Genomic DNA, 19562 nt, shown 5'->3' with positions numbered 1-19562 from the left:
CAGGTTATTGCGAACTATTGTATGGATTGTGATTGTGCTCTGGGTAATCCTGACCGCGGCTGGCTATATTGTGAGCTGTGCCCCGCTCTGGGAGCAGTTTCCCCATCCACCCCTGCTCTTAGGAGCCAGCCCTACCCCCAGTCCGGGTCGGGGCCTCGTCGCAGCTGCGACCTCCCTGGCTTTGTTGCCTGGGTGGCGCGAGCAGGCTAAGGCAGTGATCGAACAGGTGCTGGAGAGTATGCATGAACATGCCTGGAATCCACTGGCCAGGACGCATGGCCGGCGCACTGGCGGCCTTTTCATCAACTGGAAGATGATCGATCCAAAGCGTGTCAATGCCGTTCGCCCCGGTCCGCAAGGGGAGACGCTGGAAAAGCATGATCCCCAGGTCGATCTGCTCTATCTGAATGCTTTGAGCAGCTATCAGCATCTCAACCCTGGCAGAGCGAGCTATCAGGCTGACCTCCAGCGAATACTGGCCGTGGTCAGACGCGATTTTCAAGATTATAATCTGCCCAAGGGCTGGATCTACTTCTCTCTCCTCTCAGTGGCGCTCTCCTTGCATGACGCCTCTCTGTTGGGGGAAGCGCGGGCCTTGGTCGAGCGTTTCTATCGCTTCTGGTATGATCCGCTGGTCGGAACCGTCTATGATCGGCGCCATCAACCGTTTGGCTATAACACTGTCCATGCGCTAGAGTGCGGCGCCGCTCTCATTGATGCAGGAAAACGCTGGCAAGTGCCAGCCTGGAGAGAAGCCGGTGAGCGGACGCTGGAACACGTCATCAGCGTGGCCTTTGATCCCCAGAGGCACTTGCTCTATGAGAACATGGTGGCCGGACCCGCAGGCTCTGATCGACCCCAAAGCGATGAAGTCAGAGCAGCTTCCGCTGGAGAGGCAGTCTCAGCGCTGGCCCTGGCCTATCAGCTCACCGGTCAACACCAGTACCTTTCTCTCGCAGGCACATTGCTCCAGAGCCTCTTCGTCACCAGCGGTCTCTGGGACCGACAGCATGGCGGTTTGTACTTCGCTCTCCACCTGAGAGACGGGAGCGTTATCCGCGATTATAAAGAGACACGTGCTCAGTGCCTAACGCTGAGCGGCCTTCGACTCTATGATGCCCAGGTTGCGCTCCCATTCCTCAACGAGGAACATGCTCTTATTGCCTTGCTGCTAGGGCCGTTTTACGAGCACACCTATCATGGCTACTTCTATCGTTTGACAGCTGATTTTCAGGTCTACGTGAGCAAGCCCGGAGCCGGCATCGGCAAAGAAGACTATTTCACCTCGGAGGCGATGGGATGTGCGCTGAATGCCCTGCTGGCGGTAATCCAACCTGTATGACGGCTCTGCTCTTCCCCTAAGAGGGAGCCTCCCAGCTCTGCTTCGGAGACAGAGGAAGGCGAGCAGCAGAACTGTTCAGCGCTCGCTGGTTGTTGGCTGCTGACGGATCAAAGTCAGCAGGCTCCCGGCCAGGAGGTAGGAAATGGCCATCACGATAAAGGCGAGCTGAAAGCCAAACTGATCAATGAGCCAGCCGATGATGCCTCCCCAGGCAGAGCCAACGCCAAAGGCGAGGGCGAAATACAGGCTGAAGGCATTGTCGCGCAGATCGCGGCTGGCCGAATCGGCCAGGTATGCCTGGAGCAAAGGAGCCTCGGCATAGACAGCCAGGCCCATCAGCAACAAAGCCGGTGGGATGAGCCAGAAGGGCATACCTGGCCGAGCAAGCTCGATAAAGAGGAACGTCATGACAGCTGAGGCACCGTAGAATAGATAGAGCATAGGACGGCGCCCCAGGCGATCCGAAAGCCGTCCACCTAATAGTGGCCCGATCACGCTGCCGAGGAGCAGCAAGGTCAGGAGAACACCCTGAAGACGACTGTCAATATGGCGAACATTCTGCAAATAAAGGGGGACATAGGTTGTAACATTGCCCAGGCCACGGCCGCCGGCGGCGATAATGGAAACAGCCATGATGATGAGCAACGTGCGATCACGCAGCGGAAGCAGCAGACTTTTGCCCGTCTGGATCAGAGCGCGCCCGCGCAGGGCAAGGCTACGAGCTGGCTGCTGCCGGAGACGACTACGCCGGTCGAGCGGTCCGCCCTCTTCAAGCAGAATCAGAATGGCGATGCCAATCAGGATGCCTGGCAAAGCGGCCACATAGAGCAAAGGACGCCAACCCCAAAGTCCCAGGAGAGGACCGGCGATAAAGGGGACAGCCAGCGTGCCTATATTGCCGCCGGCGATATGCCAGGCCAAAGCATAGCCATGCCGGCGCTGGCCATAGCGATCGGTCAGATAGGAGCTACCGACGGGATGTTGAGGAGCAGTAGCCAGACGAAAAGCTGTGCTCCAGGCCATCAAAGGCCAGAAACCGTTGATTGTGCCCGTCAGAAAGGTGCTCAAGCCACCAAGGATGGCGCCGACTCCAAGCAGCACCTTGCGCAGGATGTAGCGACTCACCAGGCCGAAGACCACCTGGAGCAGGCCTCCCAGGGCGTTGGGAAGAGCGACTACCAGGCCAATTTGGGTATAGCTGAGATGATACTCCTCCTGGATAAGGGGATAAATAAGAGGCATCAATACTGTAATGGCATGAATAAAAGCATGAGCTGTGCTAACTAGGAAGAGATCACGGCCTGCTGCGGGCAAAGCAGCAATCTGCTCTTCCGGTAACATAGCTGCCTGGCTTGGACCAGCGGTTGATTTCTGCTCTGCTTGTTTCATAAGATCCCTCCAAACTAAGTGTAGCACGGGAGGATGAGAGAGAGATAGGGAGGAAAAGGGCGCTGGCCGGAGAGAAAAGGGGCGTTGAGAGACCGCGCCTATGGTACAATACAACTGTGGAAATCGTCCCAGGGGACGGCAATGTCAATGGCTCAGGCCGTCTCGCAGGGTTCTCGACGAAGAGGAGTGAGCGGCATGCTAGACCAGGAATCTGTGGATATTGGTAAGGAACCCCGTCTAGTGCAGGGGACTCTCTTTGATAAGGCTGAGCTGGACCGGCTGGCAGCCGAGCAACGGCGCTGGGAAGAGACTACGCTCCAACAGTCGCTTGAGCGCATGCCCGAGCGAGAGCACCTTATGACCACCTCCAGCGTGCCTGTCAAACGCCTCTATACTCCGCTGGATATTTCCCACCTGGATTATATGCGTGATATCGGCCTGCCGGGCGAGTATCCTTTTACTCGTGGCGTCCAGCCGACGATGTATCGCGCCAAGCCTTGGACCATGCGCATGTTTGCCGGCTTCGGCACGGCTGAAGATACAAACGCGCGCTTTAAATATCTCTTGCAGCAAGGGCAGACAGGCCTATCGACAGCCTTTGACATGCCCACGCTCTACGGCTATGATACCGATCATCCGATGGCCGCCGGCGAGTTCGGCAAATGTGGCGTAGCGGTCTCCTCGCTGGCCGACATGGAAATCCTCTTTAAGGATCTGCCGCTTGATCGCATCACCACCTCCATGACCATCAACAGCCCGGCGGCGGTCATCTGGGCCATGTATATCGTCAACGCCGAGAAGCAGGGCTACCCGCGTGAGAAGCTGGGCGGCACCCTGCAGAACGATATTCTCAAAGAATACATAGCTCAGAAAGAGTTTCTCTTTCCGCCAGAGCCTTCCCTCCGCCTTGTTGTCGACACTATCGAGTTTGGAGCGCGCCACATGCCGCGCTGGAACACGGTCAGCATCAGTGGCTACCACATCCGCGAGGCGGGCGCAACTGCTGTCCAGGAGCTGGCTTTCACCATTGCCAACGGCATGACCTATGTAGAAGCAGCGCTCCAGCGTGGCCTCAAGATCGATGAATTCGCGCCACGACTCTCGTTCTTCTTCGATGTCCATAATGACTTCTTCGAGGAGATCGCCAAATTCCGCGCGGCACGTCGCATCTGGGCAAAACTCATGCGCGAGCGCTACGGGGCCAAAAATCCGCGTTCCTGGCTGTTGCGCTGTCATGCTCAGACGGCGGGCGTTTCCCTCACAGCTCAGCAGCCTGAGAATAATATCGTACGTACCACTATCCAGGCGCTAGCCGCAGTCCTTGGCGGCACACAATCGCTCCATACCAATGCCCTCGACGAGGCGCTGGCGCTTCCTACCGAAAAGGCGGCCCTGATCGCCCTGCGCACTCAACAGATTATTGCCTACGAGAGTGGAGTCGCCAACACTGTTGATCCGCTGGGAGGTTCCTACTTCGTAGAGAAGCTGACCGATGAGACTGAGCAGGCGGCGTGGGACTATATCAGGCGGATCGAAGAGCTAGGGGGAGTGCTGGCATGTATCCAGAATGGCTTCTTCCAGCGAGAGATTGCTGAATCGGCCTACCGCTATCAGCAAGAGATCGAGCAACGTAAACGTATCATTGTTGGCGTGAATGAATACGTAATGGAAGAAGACATGAAAGTGCCCACGCTTTACATCGATCGTGAGGGGGAGCGTGTGCACCTGGAGCGCCTGAACCGTGTGCGCAGAGAGCGAGATCAGGCAGCAGTAAGGAAAGCTCTCGACAATCTGCGTCGCGTGGCCGAGGGAACAGAGAATACGATGCCCGCCATTATTGAAGCTGTGAAAGCCTATGCGACCCTGGGCGAGATCATGGATGTCTTCCGGGCGGTCTTTGGTGAGTATACAGAGCCGGCGGTCTTTTAGCCAGGAGAGCGCGTTGCCAACGCGCCCGGCGCTGCCTGCTGGCTGAGGGAACCAGCCAGCAGGGGCAGGGGGAAGAAGACTCGCTGTGAGCTGGCTGATCCCTTGGAGGCCAAGCCCAAGGGATAGGTGGATCAGGCCGGGCAGCAGCGGCCCTCACAGACCTCCTGATCTGCCCCGGGTGGGGAAGCGCGTTGCGTGCGCGCTCTCCTGATGGCATAATAGAATATCGCGCGACCCTTGGGATAAGAGTGAAAGGGCATTACCTGATTTAAGGTGAGGATCGAGATGCGATGCAGTGGATAGAATTAACGGTGCAGGCGCACCCCGAGGCGGTTGAATCCGTCAGTGAACTCCTCATGCGCTATACGCATGGTGGTGTGGCCATCGAAGAGCCGATCGAATTGCTCGATGACGGACAGGAGTATCGCATTCTCCCTGGCCATCCTGTTAAGATTCATGCCTATCTGGCGGTCGATGGCAGAGAGGAGGAGGCCCAGCAGCGCATTGCTGAGGGACTGTGGCATCTTGCCAGTATCGGAGCTGGCCTTGTTGGAGAGCTAGAGACGCGCCTGATCCGTGAAGAGGACTGGGCCTCAGCCTGGAAGGAATCCTATCATGTGACGCACATTGGCCGTCGTCTGGTCATCTGCCCTTCGTGGCGCGAGTACACGCCAGCTGAGGGCGAGGTTGTGATGACGCTCGATCCCGGCATGGCCTTTGGCACGGGTCTGCATCCAACCACGAGAATGTGTCTGGAGGAGCTGGAGAGGCGTGTCCAACCCGGTATGCGCGTCCTCGACCTGGGGACTGGCTCGGGTATCCTGGCCCTGGCCGCCGCCCTCTTGGGGGCGGACGAGGTCGATGCCTACGATATTAGCGATGTTGCTGTGGCTAGTGCCCGCGAAAATGCGGAGCGCAATCATCTCAGCGAGCGCATTCGAGTGATTCACGGAACCCTCGATGAAGAGCGCAGCCTGGCTCTGACCGGTCGCTATCATTTGCTCGTAGTGAACATTCTGGCTGGCGTGATTTGCTCTCTGGCCCCCTTTATGGCTACCGTCCTGGCTCCTGGCGGACTGCTGCTCGCCAGCGGTGTGCTGCAGGAACATCGAGAGAAGGTCGAGCAGGCTCTCAAAGCAGCTGGGCTTTGTCCAATGGCTACTGTGCAAACCGATGACTGGCTGCTCTTCGTCATGCGCAAACCAGCCTAGCCTGATGAGCGACCATGCACCGTTTCTTTATCTCGCCTGAGTTATTAGCCCAGACCAGTCGATCCTCGTTACACAGGGTGATGTTGCCCGCAGCCGTAGCGCATCAGGTTCGTGATGTCTTGCGACTCACCCCCGGTGAGCATGTGGTCTTGCTTGATAACAGCGGCGACGAAATCGAAGCGAGGATTGTGCACACTGGGCGCTCCGGCGTCGAAGTGGAAATCGTCGAGCGGCGTAAGGGCCGCAACGAGGGCTGCCTCCGGTTGGTGCTCTATCAGGGACTGCTGAAGTCAGCCCGCTTCGAGTGGATTCTGGAGAAAGGGACAGAGCTGGGTATCAGCGCTTTTGTACCATTGCGCTGCCAGCGATCGCAGATTGGACAGGAGGAGCCAGGAGCGACGAAAGCCCAGCGCTGGCAACGTATTCTACAGGAGGCAGCAGAACAATGTGGCAGGACCCGCCTCCCCGCATTGCTCCCCGTGCGCAGTCTCTCCCAGGCTTTGGCCGAGCTACCTGCTGACGCTTTGATTGTGATGCCGTGGGAGCAGGAGAAAAGGCTCAGTCTGCGCACTGCCCTGCGCGCTCGTCGGCGACAGCTACACGAGACTCTAGCCATGGGGGGGCCGTTAACCGTGGCCCTCTTTATCGGACCCGAAGGCGGACTGGCCCCCGAGGAAGTAGCCCTGGCTCGTGAGTGTGGCGCTCTCGTTGTCTCACTTGGCCCCCGCATTCTCCGCGCAGAAACAGCGGCTCTGGTGGCCGCTGCCAGTATACTGTACGAGTACGAGGATGAAGAGGAGCAGACCGGCGAGACTGGCTAAAACTAGCTCACGCCAGTGGACAGGCCTATTCCTCTCTTCTTCTTCTATTTCCTCCTCTTAATCCCTCGCCAGAGCTTATACGCTAGCGTCGCTCGGTCTTTGCCAGTGGCAGTGGTGGCGGACCCGTCATGATGCTGCCCTCTCCGCTCTCTCTGCTGACCCGTGCATTGGAGCCACCTCGCGCGCAGCTCTGGCTTGGCTCCAGAGACAAATTAGCCTCCTCTCCGGCGACGGCTGAGAAATTTCTGGAATCCGGGCCAAAACCCGTTGACAAATCGCCAGAGATGTGCTATCTTAATGGCACAAGGTTAGAGAACTTCCTCTAACCCGATATGCGGGAGTGGCTCAGTGGTAGAGCGCTTCCTTGCCAAGGAAGATGTCGCGGGTTCGAATCCCGTCTCCCGCTCCAGGTGCGGCGACGTGGCCAAGTGGTAAGGCAGGGCTCTGCAAAAGCCCGATCAGCGGTTCGAATCCGCTCGTCGCCTCCTCCTCTTCTCTCATGGAAAGGCGTGATGCTAGATAATCACGTCTTTTTTATTGCTAAGGACTCCAGCGCATGCGGCAGCAGCGTAGCTACTCCACAAGAGCGATTATCCTCAAGCGGATCAACCTCGGTGAGGCAGACCGCATTGTGACTCTCCTGACTCCAACTCATGGTAAAATCCAGGTGGTGGCCAAGGGAGTGCGTCGCCCGACCAGTAAGCTTGCTGGCCATCTAGAGCTCCTCTGCCATAGTCAGTTGCAACTGGCTCTCGGGCGTGATCTGGATATTGTGACTCAGGCAGAGGGCCGCGAAAGCTTCCTCGATCTGCGCATGAGTCAGTGGCACATGACCTGCGGTTTCTACCTGGCTGAGCTTGTAGACCGTTTTCTTGAAGAGCAGACGCAGCATAGTGGGGTCTACTTTCTCATGCTAGAGATGCTGCGTGCGCTCGACGCCGATGCGGCTCGCTCTCCGCAAGGGGAGTCGATTGACCAGGCGAATGATCCTTTGCATACGCTTTCGCAATTGCTGTTGCGCTATTTCGAGATCCATCTCTTAAGCCAGGTGGGCTACGAGCCTGCTTTTCGCGCCTGTGCCCATTGCGCTGCTGAGTTGCGTCCCGAGCCAAATGGCTTCTCTCCTTCGCTGGGTGGCGCTCTTTGTCCTCGCTGCTCACGTTTCTGGAGTCGTCCCCTCTCCGTTAAAGCGCTGCACGTGTTGCGCGTCTTGCAGCGCAGCGAGTGGCAGGCCGTTCCTCATTGGCGTCTCAGTGCTTCGCTGCTGTTGGAGATTGAGCGGGTGATGCATGATCTCCTCCGCTTTCATCTGGAACGCGACTTGAAAACCTGGAGTTTTCTTGAAATGCTGCGCCTGGAGCGAAATCTTGATAGTCCCGCCCTTCCCTCCGCCCAGAATCTGTGATAGAGTGGTGCTCAGGTCAGTCCCTTTGCGGTTATCGTTCGGCTTCTCTGCCTATCTCCCTGCGAGGAGGTTTTCCATGAAACTATTTGCTCCCTCAGTCAGTGCCGACCTGGGAGCCTCCAGAGGGCGTACCTCGGGCTATGCGACCTATGTCTTCGCGATCATGTTCTCCATTAATTTCCTCAATTATATGGATCGTTATGTCTTCACAGGAGCCTCCCCTATCATTGGCCAGGAGTTGGGACTAGGCCTTGACCAGCTTGGCTACATTGCCTCGGCCTTTCTTATCGTCTACTCACTGGGGACGCTGCCTTTCGGTGTCTGGGCTGATCGCACGCGGCGTAAGAATGTGGTGGCGCTCTGCGTGACTATTTGGAGTCTTGCCACGGCCTTTACTGCCCTGGCCAGTAACTTTATTGCCCTCTTCCTGTCTCGCATGGTCCTGGGCGTCGGCGAGGCCGGCTACTATCCAGCGGGCACAGCTTTGCTGAGCGACTACTATAGTCGTAAGAAGCGAGCACAGATCATGAGTCGCTGGGGGGCAGGCACGCTGATTGGATTGATGGTAGGTTTCATCCTCGGTGGCTTCATTGCCGGATTGGGGAAAGGGAGCTGGCGGTTGGCTTTTCTTATTTCGGGAGTTCCAGGCCTCGTGCTGGCCTTACTGACTTGGCGCCTGCGCGAGCCGCGCCGCAACGAGGCTGATGAGCAGGAAGAGATGGAGGAGGGGCAAGTCGGCGCACACCAAGAGCTGAAGGAAGGAAGATCAAGCACTGATCTTGTGCGGGCGCATCTGAAGTCGGTGATCAGCGCGCTGGTCTCTCTGTTAGGAGGCTTCATCGTAGGGGGGGCAGTCTGCGGCCTGGTACTTAAGAACTGGGACGTGACCCTGGTCTTTATCGCCATCGGGCTTGTGCTGGTGGGGGTGATTGCCTTGCTGGCCATTGGCGGCCTCTTGCTGGTGAGGCGCTGGCAGGCCAGGATTGTCCAAACCCAGGAGACAGACGCTGAAATCGGAGAGCAAGAAATCAAGCCTCTTGCAGAGGGGGCGCTCACTGCTCCCTCATCTCCTGCTGATGAAGGGCAGCGACTGTCTTTTTCCTGGCGGCAGCTCCGGCAGGACTTCACTGCGCTCACTTCTCTGCTGCGTATTCGCAGTCTGGTCGTTCTGACGCTTGTCCAGATCTTTGCTTTCTATGCTCAGGGAGCAAGCGTCACCTTTTTGCCAGTCTATCTGCATCAGAAGGATGCCCTGGGGCTAACAGTGGGGCAGGCGGCGACGCTCTCGGGCGTAGTGGTAGTCGTCGCCGGAATTGCGGGGATGATCATCGGTGGCTATCTGGCAGATATTCTGAATACCTTCCATCCGGGGGCGCGCATTCTTGTCTGCGGGATTGGCTTTTTGCTCTGTGCTCCGAGCTTCGCCCTGGCGGTAACGGTTCATAGTACTACCGCCTTTATGATCTTTTTCTTTATCACGGCTATGCTCATCTTGCTTTATAATGGACCCTGCACGGCAGCCATTCAGGACACTGTGCCCTCGGCGCTGCGCGCTTCAGCGGTTGCTCTGACGTTGCTTCTGGCTCACTTGCTGGGCGACGCCTTTGCGCCGTCGCTGATTGGAGTTCTGGCTCAGCATTTCGACCCGACGCATGGCGGCCATTTTGCCCACGATCTGGCCGGTCAGGACCTGCGCCTGGCGTTGTTGGTGACTTGTGTGCCAATGTTGGTGCTGGCTGGGCTGGTTGGGATCTTCGGCGCACGCTGGATGAAGAGCGATGTTGCTGCCGCGCAGCGCGCCGACGCTCTTGCTCAGGTGCGAAGGTCGGGGGCGGCGATGGCTTGAACCGACGGGGGCTTGTCAATCAAGCAAAGGACGAATGTCGTGAGGAGATCAACAGCAAACAGAAAACGGAATCTTTTCGTGGGAGTCTGGTAGGTAATGGTGCATTTTTATGAGCTGGCGACAATGGATGCAGCCCAGCGCCGGCGTCTATTGCGCCGGGCCGAGCTGCGCATAGAAGAAGTAATGGAACGCGTGCGCCCCATCGTAGAGGACGTGCGTACGCGTGGCGATGCCGCTCTTCTGGAGTATACAGCGCGCTTTGATGGTGTCGAGCTGAGCGCGGAGCGCCTGCGTGTGGGCGCCGAGGAGATTGAGCGTGCTCATCGTCAACTCGATAGCCGTATGCGCGCGGCGCTTGAACAGGCCATTCGCAATGTCAAGGTCTTTCATCAGCGGCAATTGCCCCATGAGCAGTGGTATACCCAGGTGATGCCGGGGGTCATGGCCGGCGAGCTGGTGACGCCGATCAGCAGTGTGGGCCTCTATGTGCCGCGCGGCAAAGGGGCTTTCCCTTCCGTCATGTACATGCTGGCCGCCCCTGCCAGCATTGCCGGCGTCGCGCGGATCGTTGTCTGTACGCCGCCTGGTCCGAGTGGGGAGATCGATGCAGCCTCTCTGGTGGCCGCCGATCTCTGCGGTGTCCACGAGATCTATCGCGTTGGTGGAGCACAGGCCATTGCAGCACTCGCTTATGGCACCGAGACCATCCCGCGGGTGCATAAGATTACAGGGCCTGGCAGTGGTTATGTCGCAGCCGCTAAGCGGCTGCTCTACGGTGTTGTCGACGTTGGGCTACCTGCTGGACCAAGTGAAGCCATTCTCCTGGCTGACGACAGTGCCGATCCAGAGCTGGTCGCCCGCGATCTTTTGATTGAGGCTGAGCATGGCCCCGATTCCTCCAGCCTGCTGGTCACACCCGCTCGGACCCTGGCAGAGGCAGTCAGGCAGCTTTTGCCGGCCAAAATCGCTGCTCTGCCTGAGTGGCGGCGGGCCTTTTGCCGCGCTGTCCTGGAGGAAGAGAAAGGAACAGGGGGGATCATCCTGACGCGCGATATGGAAGAAGCTGTGGCCTTTGTCAACGAGTATGCCCCCGAGCATCTGGAGGTTCAGGTACGTGAGCCATTCGCCCTGCTAACACAGCTGCGCAATGCCGGCGAGATTCTCTTAGGGCCTGCTACTCCTATCTGTCTCGGCAACTATTGCATAGGAACCAACGCCATTCTGCCAACCGGCGGTTTCGCTCACACCTTCTCGGCAACCTCGGTTCACGATTTTCTAAAGCGCACCGGCGTGGCCTATGTGACAACAACGGGGTATCATGCGTTAGAAGAGACAACACGGACGCTGGCAGAGTTTGAGGGATTTCCTGCCCATGCGGCAGCTGTGAGCGAGCGTCCGCTGGCGACGTGGCCAGAAGCGGGGGAGTAAGGTGCAGTCTCCAGAGCGGCGGATAGCTCAGCCTGCCTCGTGTGGGGGGACCTGGGGGCCTGCCGTGCCATGGAGAGGCTGAATTGCGCTGGGTTCATTTCGAGATAGTACAATAGCTCACTTCCTGTTCAATGAAAATGTGCTATAATGCGCCCAGCACCATGAGCAACGAGCGAGCGTTTTTCCTGGAAAACCAGGAAGCCAGAGCTGGCAGGCTAAGGAGAGAGAAGCGGGTCCAGGGAGGGAGCAAGCCCGGAAGATAAGATAGCAGGCATCACAAAGGTGGGAGAACGGTGCGGTAAGTGGGAGAGCGGGTATGAGGACGCATGAGGACGTCGCTGTGAAAGAGAAAGGGCCAGGGACGAGCCTCTGAGGAGAATTCAGGGCTGCATCAAGAAGCGGTGTAAGGAAAGATGGCTAGCAATCACTCTGATCCCAGAGAAGTCGTGTCTGCCGGGAATGCAGCAACACCTTCAAGTTGGCAAGGCGAGAGCGGGCCCCGGTTGCCTCCGCCGCCGGAGGCTCCAGCGGCGGTTGGAGCGGGTAGTGTGACGCCGGCGAGTGTCGGATCACAGGCAGCGGGGGCTGGGGTCATGCGCCTCAGCCCTGGGGTCTTGCTGTCGAATGGACGCTATAAAATTGAGCACCTGGTGGCGGCGGGCGGTATGGGAGCTGTGTATCGCGCGATCGATCTGCGCTTTGAACGTCCCTGTGCAGTCAAAGAAATGCTGGACGATTTTCAGAGCGAGGTGGAGCGGAGCCAGGCGGTCGAGTGGTTCAAACGAGAGGCAACCCTGTTGCTTGATTTGAATCATCCCTGTATCCCGCGCGTACGCGACTTCTTTGTGGAAGAGGGGCGCCATTATCTGGTGATGGACTTCATCGAGGGGCGCACGCTGGCCAAAGTGCTGGAGGAGGAGGGGAATGTCGTAGGAGTCAACGGGGCGCGGGGTGTGCCCGAGGCGCGTGCCAGGAGCTGGGCGCAGCAGATCTGCAATGTTTTGAGCTACCTGCATCGCCAAAATCCGCCGATTATCTTCCGTGACCTGAAGCCTTCGAACGTCATGGTCACGGACCGCGATGAGATCAAGCTGATAGACTTTGGGATTGCGCGTACCTTCCAGTCGCAGCGCCAGGCCACGATCATTATGACCATTGGCTATGCGCCGCCGGAGCAGCTGCATGGGATGCCAGAACCACGCAGCGACATTTATGCGTTGGGGGCAACGTTGCATCGTCTCCTGACGCATCACGATGCGGCCAACAATAGGCCGACGATCTTCTCGTTCCCACCGCTGAGAAGCTTGCGTCCCGATGTCTCGCCCGAGTTCGAGCAAGTCATCATGAAGGCGCTTTCGCCTAATGTAGAGCAGCGCTGGTCGAGCGCTGCGGAGATGGAACGGGCGATTTTGAGCCTGCCGCCGATCAAGGTTGTGCCTCCGTTGGCGAGCAGCGTGCCGCCAACAGTAGCAGCCTCGCCTGCAACGCCGCGGCAGGTAGCTCTGCCAGTCGGTGGTACCACCGGCCCAGCCGGGCAATTCATTCTCACGGCGCAAGCCCAGCTGCAGGCCGGGCGCATCGAGGCAGCTTATGCTGCTGTCCAGCAGGCTTATGCTCTGGAGCCAGACAATGCCCTGGTCCATAAGATCTTTGGGCAGGTTTTCGCGCGTCGCCAGCCGCCTGATCCCCAGCGGGCCATTCAAGCCTACAACCGTTCTGTCCAGCTCAATCCCAATGATGCTGAGACGCATAAGCTAGTGGGCGATGTCTACCATTTTATTCTCATGCGCCCTGGCGATGCCATTACGGCCTACACTCAGTCTCTGCGTCTGAATCCCAACGATTTCGAAGCCCATCAGCGCCTTGCGCAGTGCTACGAACGACTGAATCAGCTGGAGCCCGCCCTACGAGAGTTTCAAGAGGCTCTGCGACTGACACCCAAAGTTCCAACTCTGCTCGCTGCTTTGCACTATGAGATTGGCCAGCTGGCCTGGCGACTCAATCAGCTATCGCTAGCGGAGCGGAGCTTTGTGCAGGTCCTGATTATTAATCCCGCTGATCATCAGACGCGCTTTCTCCTGAGCCAGGTCTATGAGCGGGAGAACAAGCTCGGTGATGCCCTGCGTGAGTGCCGCTATGTTGTTGGGGCTATGCCCACCAATCAGGCGGCTCAGGCCATGTTACAGCGCCTGCAAGCCAGGTTAGGACGATGAGAAACTATTTGCTCCTTCGGCGCATTTCGTCAGCTTTGGATGTAAGGGAGAAAGTGCCGATGAGTACGTATCAGCTGTGTTCCGCGGAAAGGAAAAACATCGGCCTGCTGTCAACCGTGCTTGGTCCCTTGCTTGGCGCGCTTCTCATCGCCTTACAGCTCCTGTGGCCTGTTGCTGCAGTCGCTGCTCCTGGAGGCGGGGGTGTCGACGTCGGGAAAAGTCAGGTGCTTGACCTTGTAGGGGCAGCAGTGGTACGTTTGCTAGTGACCTATAGTCCCGGCCACGCGAGCAGCGGTCAACTGCCCCTCATGTCTACCTCGGAGGGCAGTGTATCCGATGAGCCGGTGCCGCTGAGTCTACCGGGCACTCAGTGCACAGGCTTGGGAATACTTGTCAGAAGCTGGCAGCCGCGGGGAGCAGATGACCTGAACGCGTGGGTCTTAACCGACGGAGACCTGGTGAGCAGGCAGCGCCTCTGTGGCAATAGCGGCAGCACCGGCAGCCTCCCAGATCAATTGACCTCGATTGATATCTATAGCAGCTCGACCGGGCTGGGGGCCCTGTTAACCCACATTACCTGCGCTGGCTCTCCGCTGAGCTGCTCCAATCGTGGCCAGTTGCTCCCCAACGGGGGCAGTAGTTGCCCGATAGAACTGAGCAATTGTGCCCATGCTCTGGTGCTGGTCCCTTTCCATAGCGCCTATGTTCTACCTTATGCAGACCTGGCATCGCTCTCCTCGGTGGGGCAGACGACGACCTTTGGACTGGAGCTGACTGATGCCAGCGGTACCCCGCCGACTCAAGCCAACCAGGCGCCGAACTTTCTCATCCCCGAGCTGGTCGGGGGGCAGGAGCAACCTGTAAACACCGCCACCTCGACACCTGGTGAGCTACAGGAGGCGGGTATGCCAATCATCAACCAGGCCGGCCAGGTAGTCGGCTTGCAACTTCTCAGCGGCGAGGCCAGTGACGCCAGTCAAGTGGATGTTCTGCTACGTGGCTTCAACCTGCTAGCGGCGCCGGCTAATCCGCTCCTCGCTCACTGGCGAAGCGGCATCCAGGACTATTATCGTGGCCAGTATCAGCAGGCCAAAGGGGAGTTTCAGCAAGTCCTCACCCTCAGCCAAAACCAGCTGCGAGGGGCCCAACAATTCCTGCAGCTGATTAATCAGCGTCTGCAGGCTCCAACAAGCGCTCAGGCTCAGCCCCAGGGGGCAGGCAGCGAGGGCGCTTTCGCAGGTCTCCCGCTCCTTGTCTGGGGGGGCTTAGTTGGTTTACTGCTTCTGGTACTGATTCTGCTCTTCATCACCCTCACGGTGGGGCGCGTTAGGAGGCGCAGGGAGCTGGAGCGCTTCCGCAAAGAAGAGGAGGAAGCCAAGCGCCAGGCCGATCTAGAAGCGGAGCGTCAGCGTCAACGAGCCAGGACCTTCCAGGCGCAGCCGCCAGTGGCGGCCCCTGCTGCGAGGCTACAGCAAAGCCCGGTGGAGAGAGATGAAAGAGCGGCGGCAGCGACGACAACAGCTGGACCTGGGACTGTGCTGCACTGTCCGCGTTGTAAACAACAGGTCAGTCGAGGAGTTGAGTATTGTCCCTCATGTGGGGTTTTGCTGTCACCTTCGACCTCGGGCCTGCGTCTCCGCGCGCTCGTGCCACCGGAGGCAGCAGCTCCTCAGTCGGTGCCGCCGGTGCCAGGACCAGATATGCCGGCGGCGAACGAGGTGCAAACGGCAGCTTTCTCTGCGTCTCCGCCGTCTGCTCAATCCGCCCCATCGCCCTCGCTCAGCGATCAACCCACATTTGTCTTGCCGCCGCTCAGCGAGCAACCGACGCAAGCGATCATTGCCCCCGCCGCAGCGAGATCGGAGGGCAAAACCCAGGTCATAAGAGGAAGACAGCGGATGAAGAGCCTTCAGCTGGTGGTTGGTCATCGCACTGATCCGGGTATCAAGCGACGTCATAAGCCGAATGAGGACAATTTGCTTGCCATTCTAGGAGGGAGGCAACTCGGGGGACAGCTGCAGCCCTGGGGCCTCTTTGTCGTGGCCGATGGTATGGGAGGCCATGCCAATGGGCAGGATGCCAGCCGCCTGGCCATTCAAACCATTGTCGACTATGTGCTGCCTTCGCTGCTACGCGAGCACGAGCTGAGCAACAACGACTACCAGCGTCTCCTGGTAGAGGGGGTGCAGTCGGCCAATCAGACCCTCCATGAGCAGAACCTGCGCGAGCATGCTGATATGGGAACCACCATGACCACGGCACTGGTTATCGGCTCTGTTGCCTATGTTGCCAATGTGGGTGATAGTCGCACCTATCTCTATCGCGAGGGCAGGGGCCTCAAGAAGGTGACGCAGGATCATTCGGTCGTTGCCAGCCTGGTGGAAGCGGGCATTATCAAGCCCGAGGACATCTATACCCATCCGAAGCGCAACCAGATCTATCGGAGCCTGGGAGAGAAGCCAATCGTCGAGGTTGACCCTTTCCGGGAAGAATTGCTGCCCGGCGATAAACTCTTGCTCTGCTCCGATGGCCTCTGGGATATGACTCGTGATCCTCACATCGAGGCCGTGCTGCGCAAGCCCGCTGATCCTCAGCAGCTCGTTGACGATCTGGTGCAGCTCGCGCTCGATGGGGGTGGCGAGGATAACATTTCCGTCATCGTGGTACAGCTCGTCGAAGGCACGCGGGCAAAGAGCGTGTCCAGCCTGCAGGTCCTTGCTCAACCTGATCAGTTTGCTCTCCCTACCTTGCCGCAGAGCTGACAGCATAGTAGCAGAGGCGATCGATTGCAGCAGAGGCGCGCCAGGAGAGAGAAGCCTGCTCCTGGCGCTTACTTTCTGCTGTTGGCCCTCCTGGGTCGGAGAGGGTCAAGTCAGTCAGCCTGTTTGTCGCCTGTTCAACCCTGTGCTATAATCTTTGCAGCATCTTCTGACCCTCTTTTCCTTCGTAAAGAAGGGTCCGACAGCTGGAGGAAGGCGTGTGTCACTAACTACCAGTACTGGGTATCTTTATGCCGCGATTCTGCTGGCCGCTGGTTTCACTTTTGTCTTGGTCACAATGACGGTCGCGAATCTGCTGGCTCCCAGACGCAGGACCCCGGAGAAGCTGCAGACCTATGAGTCAGGCGAGGTGCCGATCGGCTCGGCCTGGGTCCAGTATCCGCTGGGATTCTATATCTTTGCCTTGCTCTTCGTTGCCTTCGATGTCGATATTGTCTTTATTATCACCTGGGCTGTCCTCTTCAAAAGCCTGAGTATCTTTGGCTTTTTTGAGATACTCTTCTTTATTATTGTGCTCGCGCTCGGTCTGGTCTATGCCTGGCGCAAGGGAGTGATCCGATGGATATAGTACCGCGAGTTTCGCCGATTCCGAGCGCCGCTGACTACAGTGACGAGCTAGCCGAGCTTACGCGTGACCTGGCGCCGCTGGCGCAGATCACCGGTCAGCCGGTGGTGCCGCGGGTGATGAAAGGCAATTATCTGGGCATCGAGGTTGATCGTGCCCATCTGGTTGCCGTCTGTCGCTTTCTCCGCGATCAGCTTGGCTTTGACCTGCTCAGCTGCATCTCCGGGGTTGACATGCTTGACCACCTAGAAACGGTCTATCATGTGCGTTCGACCACACGCGGCTCGCTCTTGCAAGTCAAAGTGCGCCTGGATGCCGAGAACCCGGAGGTGGAGAGCGTCGTTTCGGTCTGGCCAACGGCCAACTGGCTGGAGCGAGAGACCTATGATCTGTTCGGTATCCGTTTTACGGGACATCCCGACCTACGACGCATGCTGCTCGATGACGACTTCGAGGGGTACCCACTACGCAAGAGCTTCCATCAGGTGCCTCTGACGGTCAAGCCGCCGGCGACAACCCAGGTTGATCCCAATATGGCGGTCGCTGGCCAGTATCAGCAGCGTGGGGTCGAGCATGTAGTGCAGAAGAAGTTTGGTCAGGGCAAGCTAGAGCGACTGCATCCAGGGACGCCGACCTTTGGCCATGCTTCCCATGCTCACGAGCACGAAGAGGAAGAAGGAGAGGCGCGTTCAGGTTCGACGGAGGGCCAGGCTCGCTGATGGCCAGCAGCAGGGGGAGCAGCAAAGGAACCAGAGCCAGAGCCTCAGCGAAGGCTGGCAGGCGCACTGAGCGCGCTGAGCTACCACAAGGGCAGGGGCCAGAACAAAAGGGGCGACCACTTGCTGCCCGCTCAGCATTCGAGTTACGTAGCTTGCTCTGGTCTCTCTTTCTGGCGCTGGCCTTCTGGGGTCTGGCAATCATCTTTTATGTGAGCTTGCAGCGAGATCCGAACCGCGTACTCTACGCTGCGATGGCGGCGTTTCTGGCGCTGCTCTGGACCGTCAACTTCAGTTTCCGCCTCTCCAGGAGGCGACGGCGCTGAGATGCTTGCCCAGTGGCTGCCTGGACCAGGATGCGCCTCGCCTGCCATTCTGGTCAGGTTGCTGCCCTACCTGTCAATCGGTCAGCCAGCTAGCCAGCTAGCAGCGAGAAGAGAAGACTGAAGTTCATCCTGCCTCAGCGGCTGGAGAGCCGTGCCGAGGTACTACAGCACAGTCAGTGGTATGTCACGCATGCCTGCCCGCTGCGCACACTGAACACTGACTACCTCTACTACCTGCTGAGCGAGACCAAAGAGCTGCGAGGAAGCTATGGCGACCAATCAAGGTGTAAATAGACCTCCCCTCGAAGGGGTAGCGCCCGGTGAGCTGCGCTCCGAGGAGATGATCCTCAACATGGGGCCGCAGCATCCAAGTACTCACGGAGTTCTACGCCTCGTTCTCACCCTAGAGGGTGAGACAGTGGTGGATTGTACGCCGGTTATTGGCTACCTCCATCGTGGCATTGAAAAGATTCTGGAGAATCGCACGGTGATGGCCGGCATTCGCTATATGGACAATGCCGACTATCTCTCACCGATGCTCAACGAGACCGCCTATGTGGGGGCGGTCGAGCAGTTAATGGGCATTGAGCCACCACGCCGTGCCCAATATATTCGCCTGATCACCAATGAGCTGCAGCGCATCGCCAGCCATCTGGTGGCCATCGGCACCTATCTGCTCGACCTGGGCGCCTTTACGCCAATTCTATGGACCTTCCGCGATCGCGAGGGCATTCTCTCGCTCTTCGAAGCCCTGGGAGGGAGCCGCTTTAATGTCAACTATATGCGCGTGGGCGGCGTCCTGCATGATTTTCCCAAGGGCTGGCTCCAGCAATGTGAAGCCTGGTGCAATCAGTTTGAGAAGAATCTGCAAGAGCTAGAGACCCTGATCACGGGAAACGAGATTTTCGAAGCGCGCACGCAGGGCGTCGGTTATGTTGATTCACAGCAAGCCATTGCCTATGGACTGACCGGTCCGATGCTGCGCGCCAGTGGCGTGAATTGGGACCTGCGAGTCAATCGTCCCTATATGGCCTATCGGGAAATCAAGGTCAATCCCCAGGTGCGCCAGGAGGGCGACTGCTATGCGCGCTATCGGGTGCGGATGCAGGAGATGGCTGAAAGCCTGCGCCTGGTGCGGGTTGCAATGGATCAGCTTCCGGGTGGCCCGATTTCAACGCGGACGCCGATTGCGCTCCGTCCGCCGCGCGGAGAGACCTACTTCGCCATTGAGAGCAGCAAGGGCGAGCTGGGCATCTACTTTATCAGCGATGGCAGTGAGTACCCGTGGCGGGCCAAGATTCGTGGGCCTTCCTTTGTGAACCTGCAGATCCTGCCCGAATTGCTGCGCGGCCATAAGATGAGCGATGTCGTGGCCATTCTGGGAAGCCTGGATATTGTGCTGGGAGAGGTCGATCGTTAACGCTCTCAGGCAAGGCAACCAGCTGCGCCTCCCGCCAGAACAGGGCCACTGGCCCTGTCAATACTTGCAGGCTCCGGGCCGGGCAACCGCTCCTTTCTATCAGCGGTGACCACGGCTGGCAGCCTGCTATGAAAAGCAAAAGAGTAGACGGATGGAGCTGTCAAGCAGAGA

Annotated in this window: 14 protein-coding genes and 2 tRNA genes; 15 read left to right on the top strand and 1 reads right to left on the bottom strand. The window is 58.4% G+C overall.

The features are described 5' to 3' along the window. Positions 1-7 precede the first annotated feature (7 nt). Positions 8-1342 carry an AGE family epimerase/isomerase gene (locus tag A4R35_RS11555; RefSeq protein WP_146747192.1) on the top strand — a complete coding sequence of 445 codons (1335 nt, stop codon included), beginning with the start codon at positions 8-10 and terminating at the stop codon, positions 1340-1342. Positions 1343-1417: 75 nt separating this feature from the next. On the opposite strand, the gene A4R35_RS11550 is transcribed toward A4R35_RS11555, so the two are convergent. Further along, on the bottom strand, positions 1418-2731 hold the full coding sequence (locus A4R35_RS11550) for an MFS transporter (protein ID WP_112429490.1): 1314 nt from the start codon (positions 2729-2731) through the stop codon (positions 1418-1420). 195 nt (positions 2732-2926) lie between these two features. Between A4R35_RS11550 and A4R35_RS11545 the strand changes: the two genes are divergently transcribed. The 14 genes from A4R35_RS11545 to A4R35_RS11480 all read left to right on the top strand — a co-directional run bounded on the left by A4R35_RS11545 (position 2927) and on the right by A4R35_RS11480 (position 19391). Further along, complete coding sequence (locus tag A4R35_RS11545; protein WP_112429488.1) at positions 2927-4660, top strand: acyl-CoA mutase large subunit family protein; 1734 nt, start codon at positions 2927-2929, stop codon at positions 4658-4660. A 290-nt stretch (positions 4661-4950) separates the two neighbouring features. Next, positions 4951-5871 (top strand): 50S ribosomal protein L11 methyltransferase, encoded by a 921-nt coding sequence (gene prmA / locus A4R35_RS11540; protein WP_112429486.1) that lies wholly within the window; start codon positions 4951-4953, stop codon positions 5869-5871. A gap of 14 nt (positions 5872-5885) precedes the next feature. After that, positions 5886-6692: a 16S rRNA (uracil(1498)-N(3))-methyltransferase gene (locus tag A4R35_RS11535; protein ID WP_112429484.1), complete on the top strand. Its 807-nt coding sequence runs from the start codon at positions 5886-5888 to the stop codon at positions 6690-6692. Positions 6693-7026: 334 nt separating this feature from the next. Next, a tRNA-Gly gene (locus A4R35_RS11530) sits at positions 7027-7101 on the top strand. 5 nt (positions 7102-7106) lie between these two features. After that, positions 7107-7177 (top strand) — tRNA-Cys (locus A4R35_RS11525). Positions 7178-7248: 71 nt separating this feature from the next. After that, positions 7249-8097 (top strand): DNA repair protein RecO, encoded by an 849-nt coding sequence (gene recO, locus A4R35_RS11520; protein ID WP_112429482.1) that lies wholly within the window; start codon positions 7249-7251, stop codon positions 8095-8097. A gap of 76 nt (positions 8098-8173) precedes the next feature. Continuing rightward, positions 8174-9943: an MFS transporter gene (locus A4R35_RS11515; protein WP_112429480.1), complete on the top strand. Its 1770-nt coding sequence runs from the start codon at positions 8174-8176 to the stop codon at positions 9941-9943. A 96-nt stretch (positions 9944-10039) separates the two neighbouring features. Next, positions 10040-11371 (top strand): histidinol dehydrogenase, encoded by a 1332-nt coding sequence (hisD, locus tag A4R35_RS11510; RefSeq protein ID WP_112429478.1) that lies wholly within the window; start codon positions 10040-10042, stop codon positions 11369-11371. A 548-nt stretch (positions 11372-11919) separates the two neighbouring features. Next, a complete protein-coding gene (locus A4R35_RS11505; RefSeq protein ID WP_189361686.1) occupies positions 11920-13584 on the top strand; it encodes a protein kinase domain-containing protein in 1665 nt (554 codons plus the stop codon). 59 nt (positions 13585-13643) lie between these two features. Continuing rightward, positions 13644-16346: a PP2C family serine/threonine-protein phosphatase gene (locus A4R35_RS11500; RefSeq protein ID WP_189361685.1), complete on the top strand. Its 2703-nt coding sequence runs from the start codon at positions 13644-13646 to the stop codon at positions 16344-16346. Positions 16347-16563: 217 nt separating this feature from the next. Next, on the top strand, positions 16564-16932 hold the full coding sequence (locus tag A4R35_RS11495) for an NADH-quinone oxidoreductase subunit A (protein ID WP_223258301.1): 369 nt from the start codon (positions 16564-16566) through the stop codon (positions 16930-16932). Then, the gene (locus A4R35_RS11490; RefSeq protein WP_112429472.1) at positions 16923-17648 is read left to right on the top strand and encodes an NADH-quinone oxidoreductase subunit C; all 726 of its coding nucleotides are present in this window, start codon (positions 16923-16925) and stop codon (positions 17646-17648) included. Before A4R35_RS11495 ends, A4R35_RS11490 begins: the two co-directional genes overlap by 10 nt. A gap of 152 nt (positions 17649-17800) precedes the next feature. Then, positions 17801-17971 carry a hypothetical protein gene (locus tag A4R35_RS24305; RefSeq protein WP_189361684.1) on the top strand — a complete coding sequence of 57 codons (171 nt, stop codon included), beginning with the start codon at positions 17801-17803 and terminating at the stop codon, positions 17969-17971. Positions 17972-18239: 268 nt separating this feature from the next. Then, positions 18240-19391, top strand: a complete 1152-nt coding sequence (locus A4R35_RS11480; protein WP_112429468.1) for an NADH-quinone oxidoreductase subunit D — start codon at positions 18240-18242, stop codon at positions 19389-19391. The last annotated feature ends 171 nt before the right edge of the window (positions 19392-19562 follow it).

It is taken from the genome of Thermogemmatispora tikiterensis, from assembly GCF_003268475.1.
Classification (GTDB): Bacteria; Chloroflexota; Ktedonobacteria; order Ktedonobacterales; family Ktedonobacteraceae; genus Thermogemmatispora; species Thermogemmatispora tikiterensis.
This window is presented reverse-complemented; position numbering and strand designations above follow the sequence as displayed.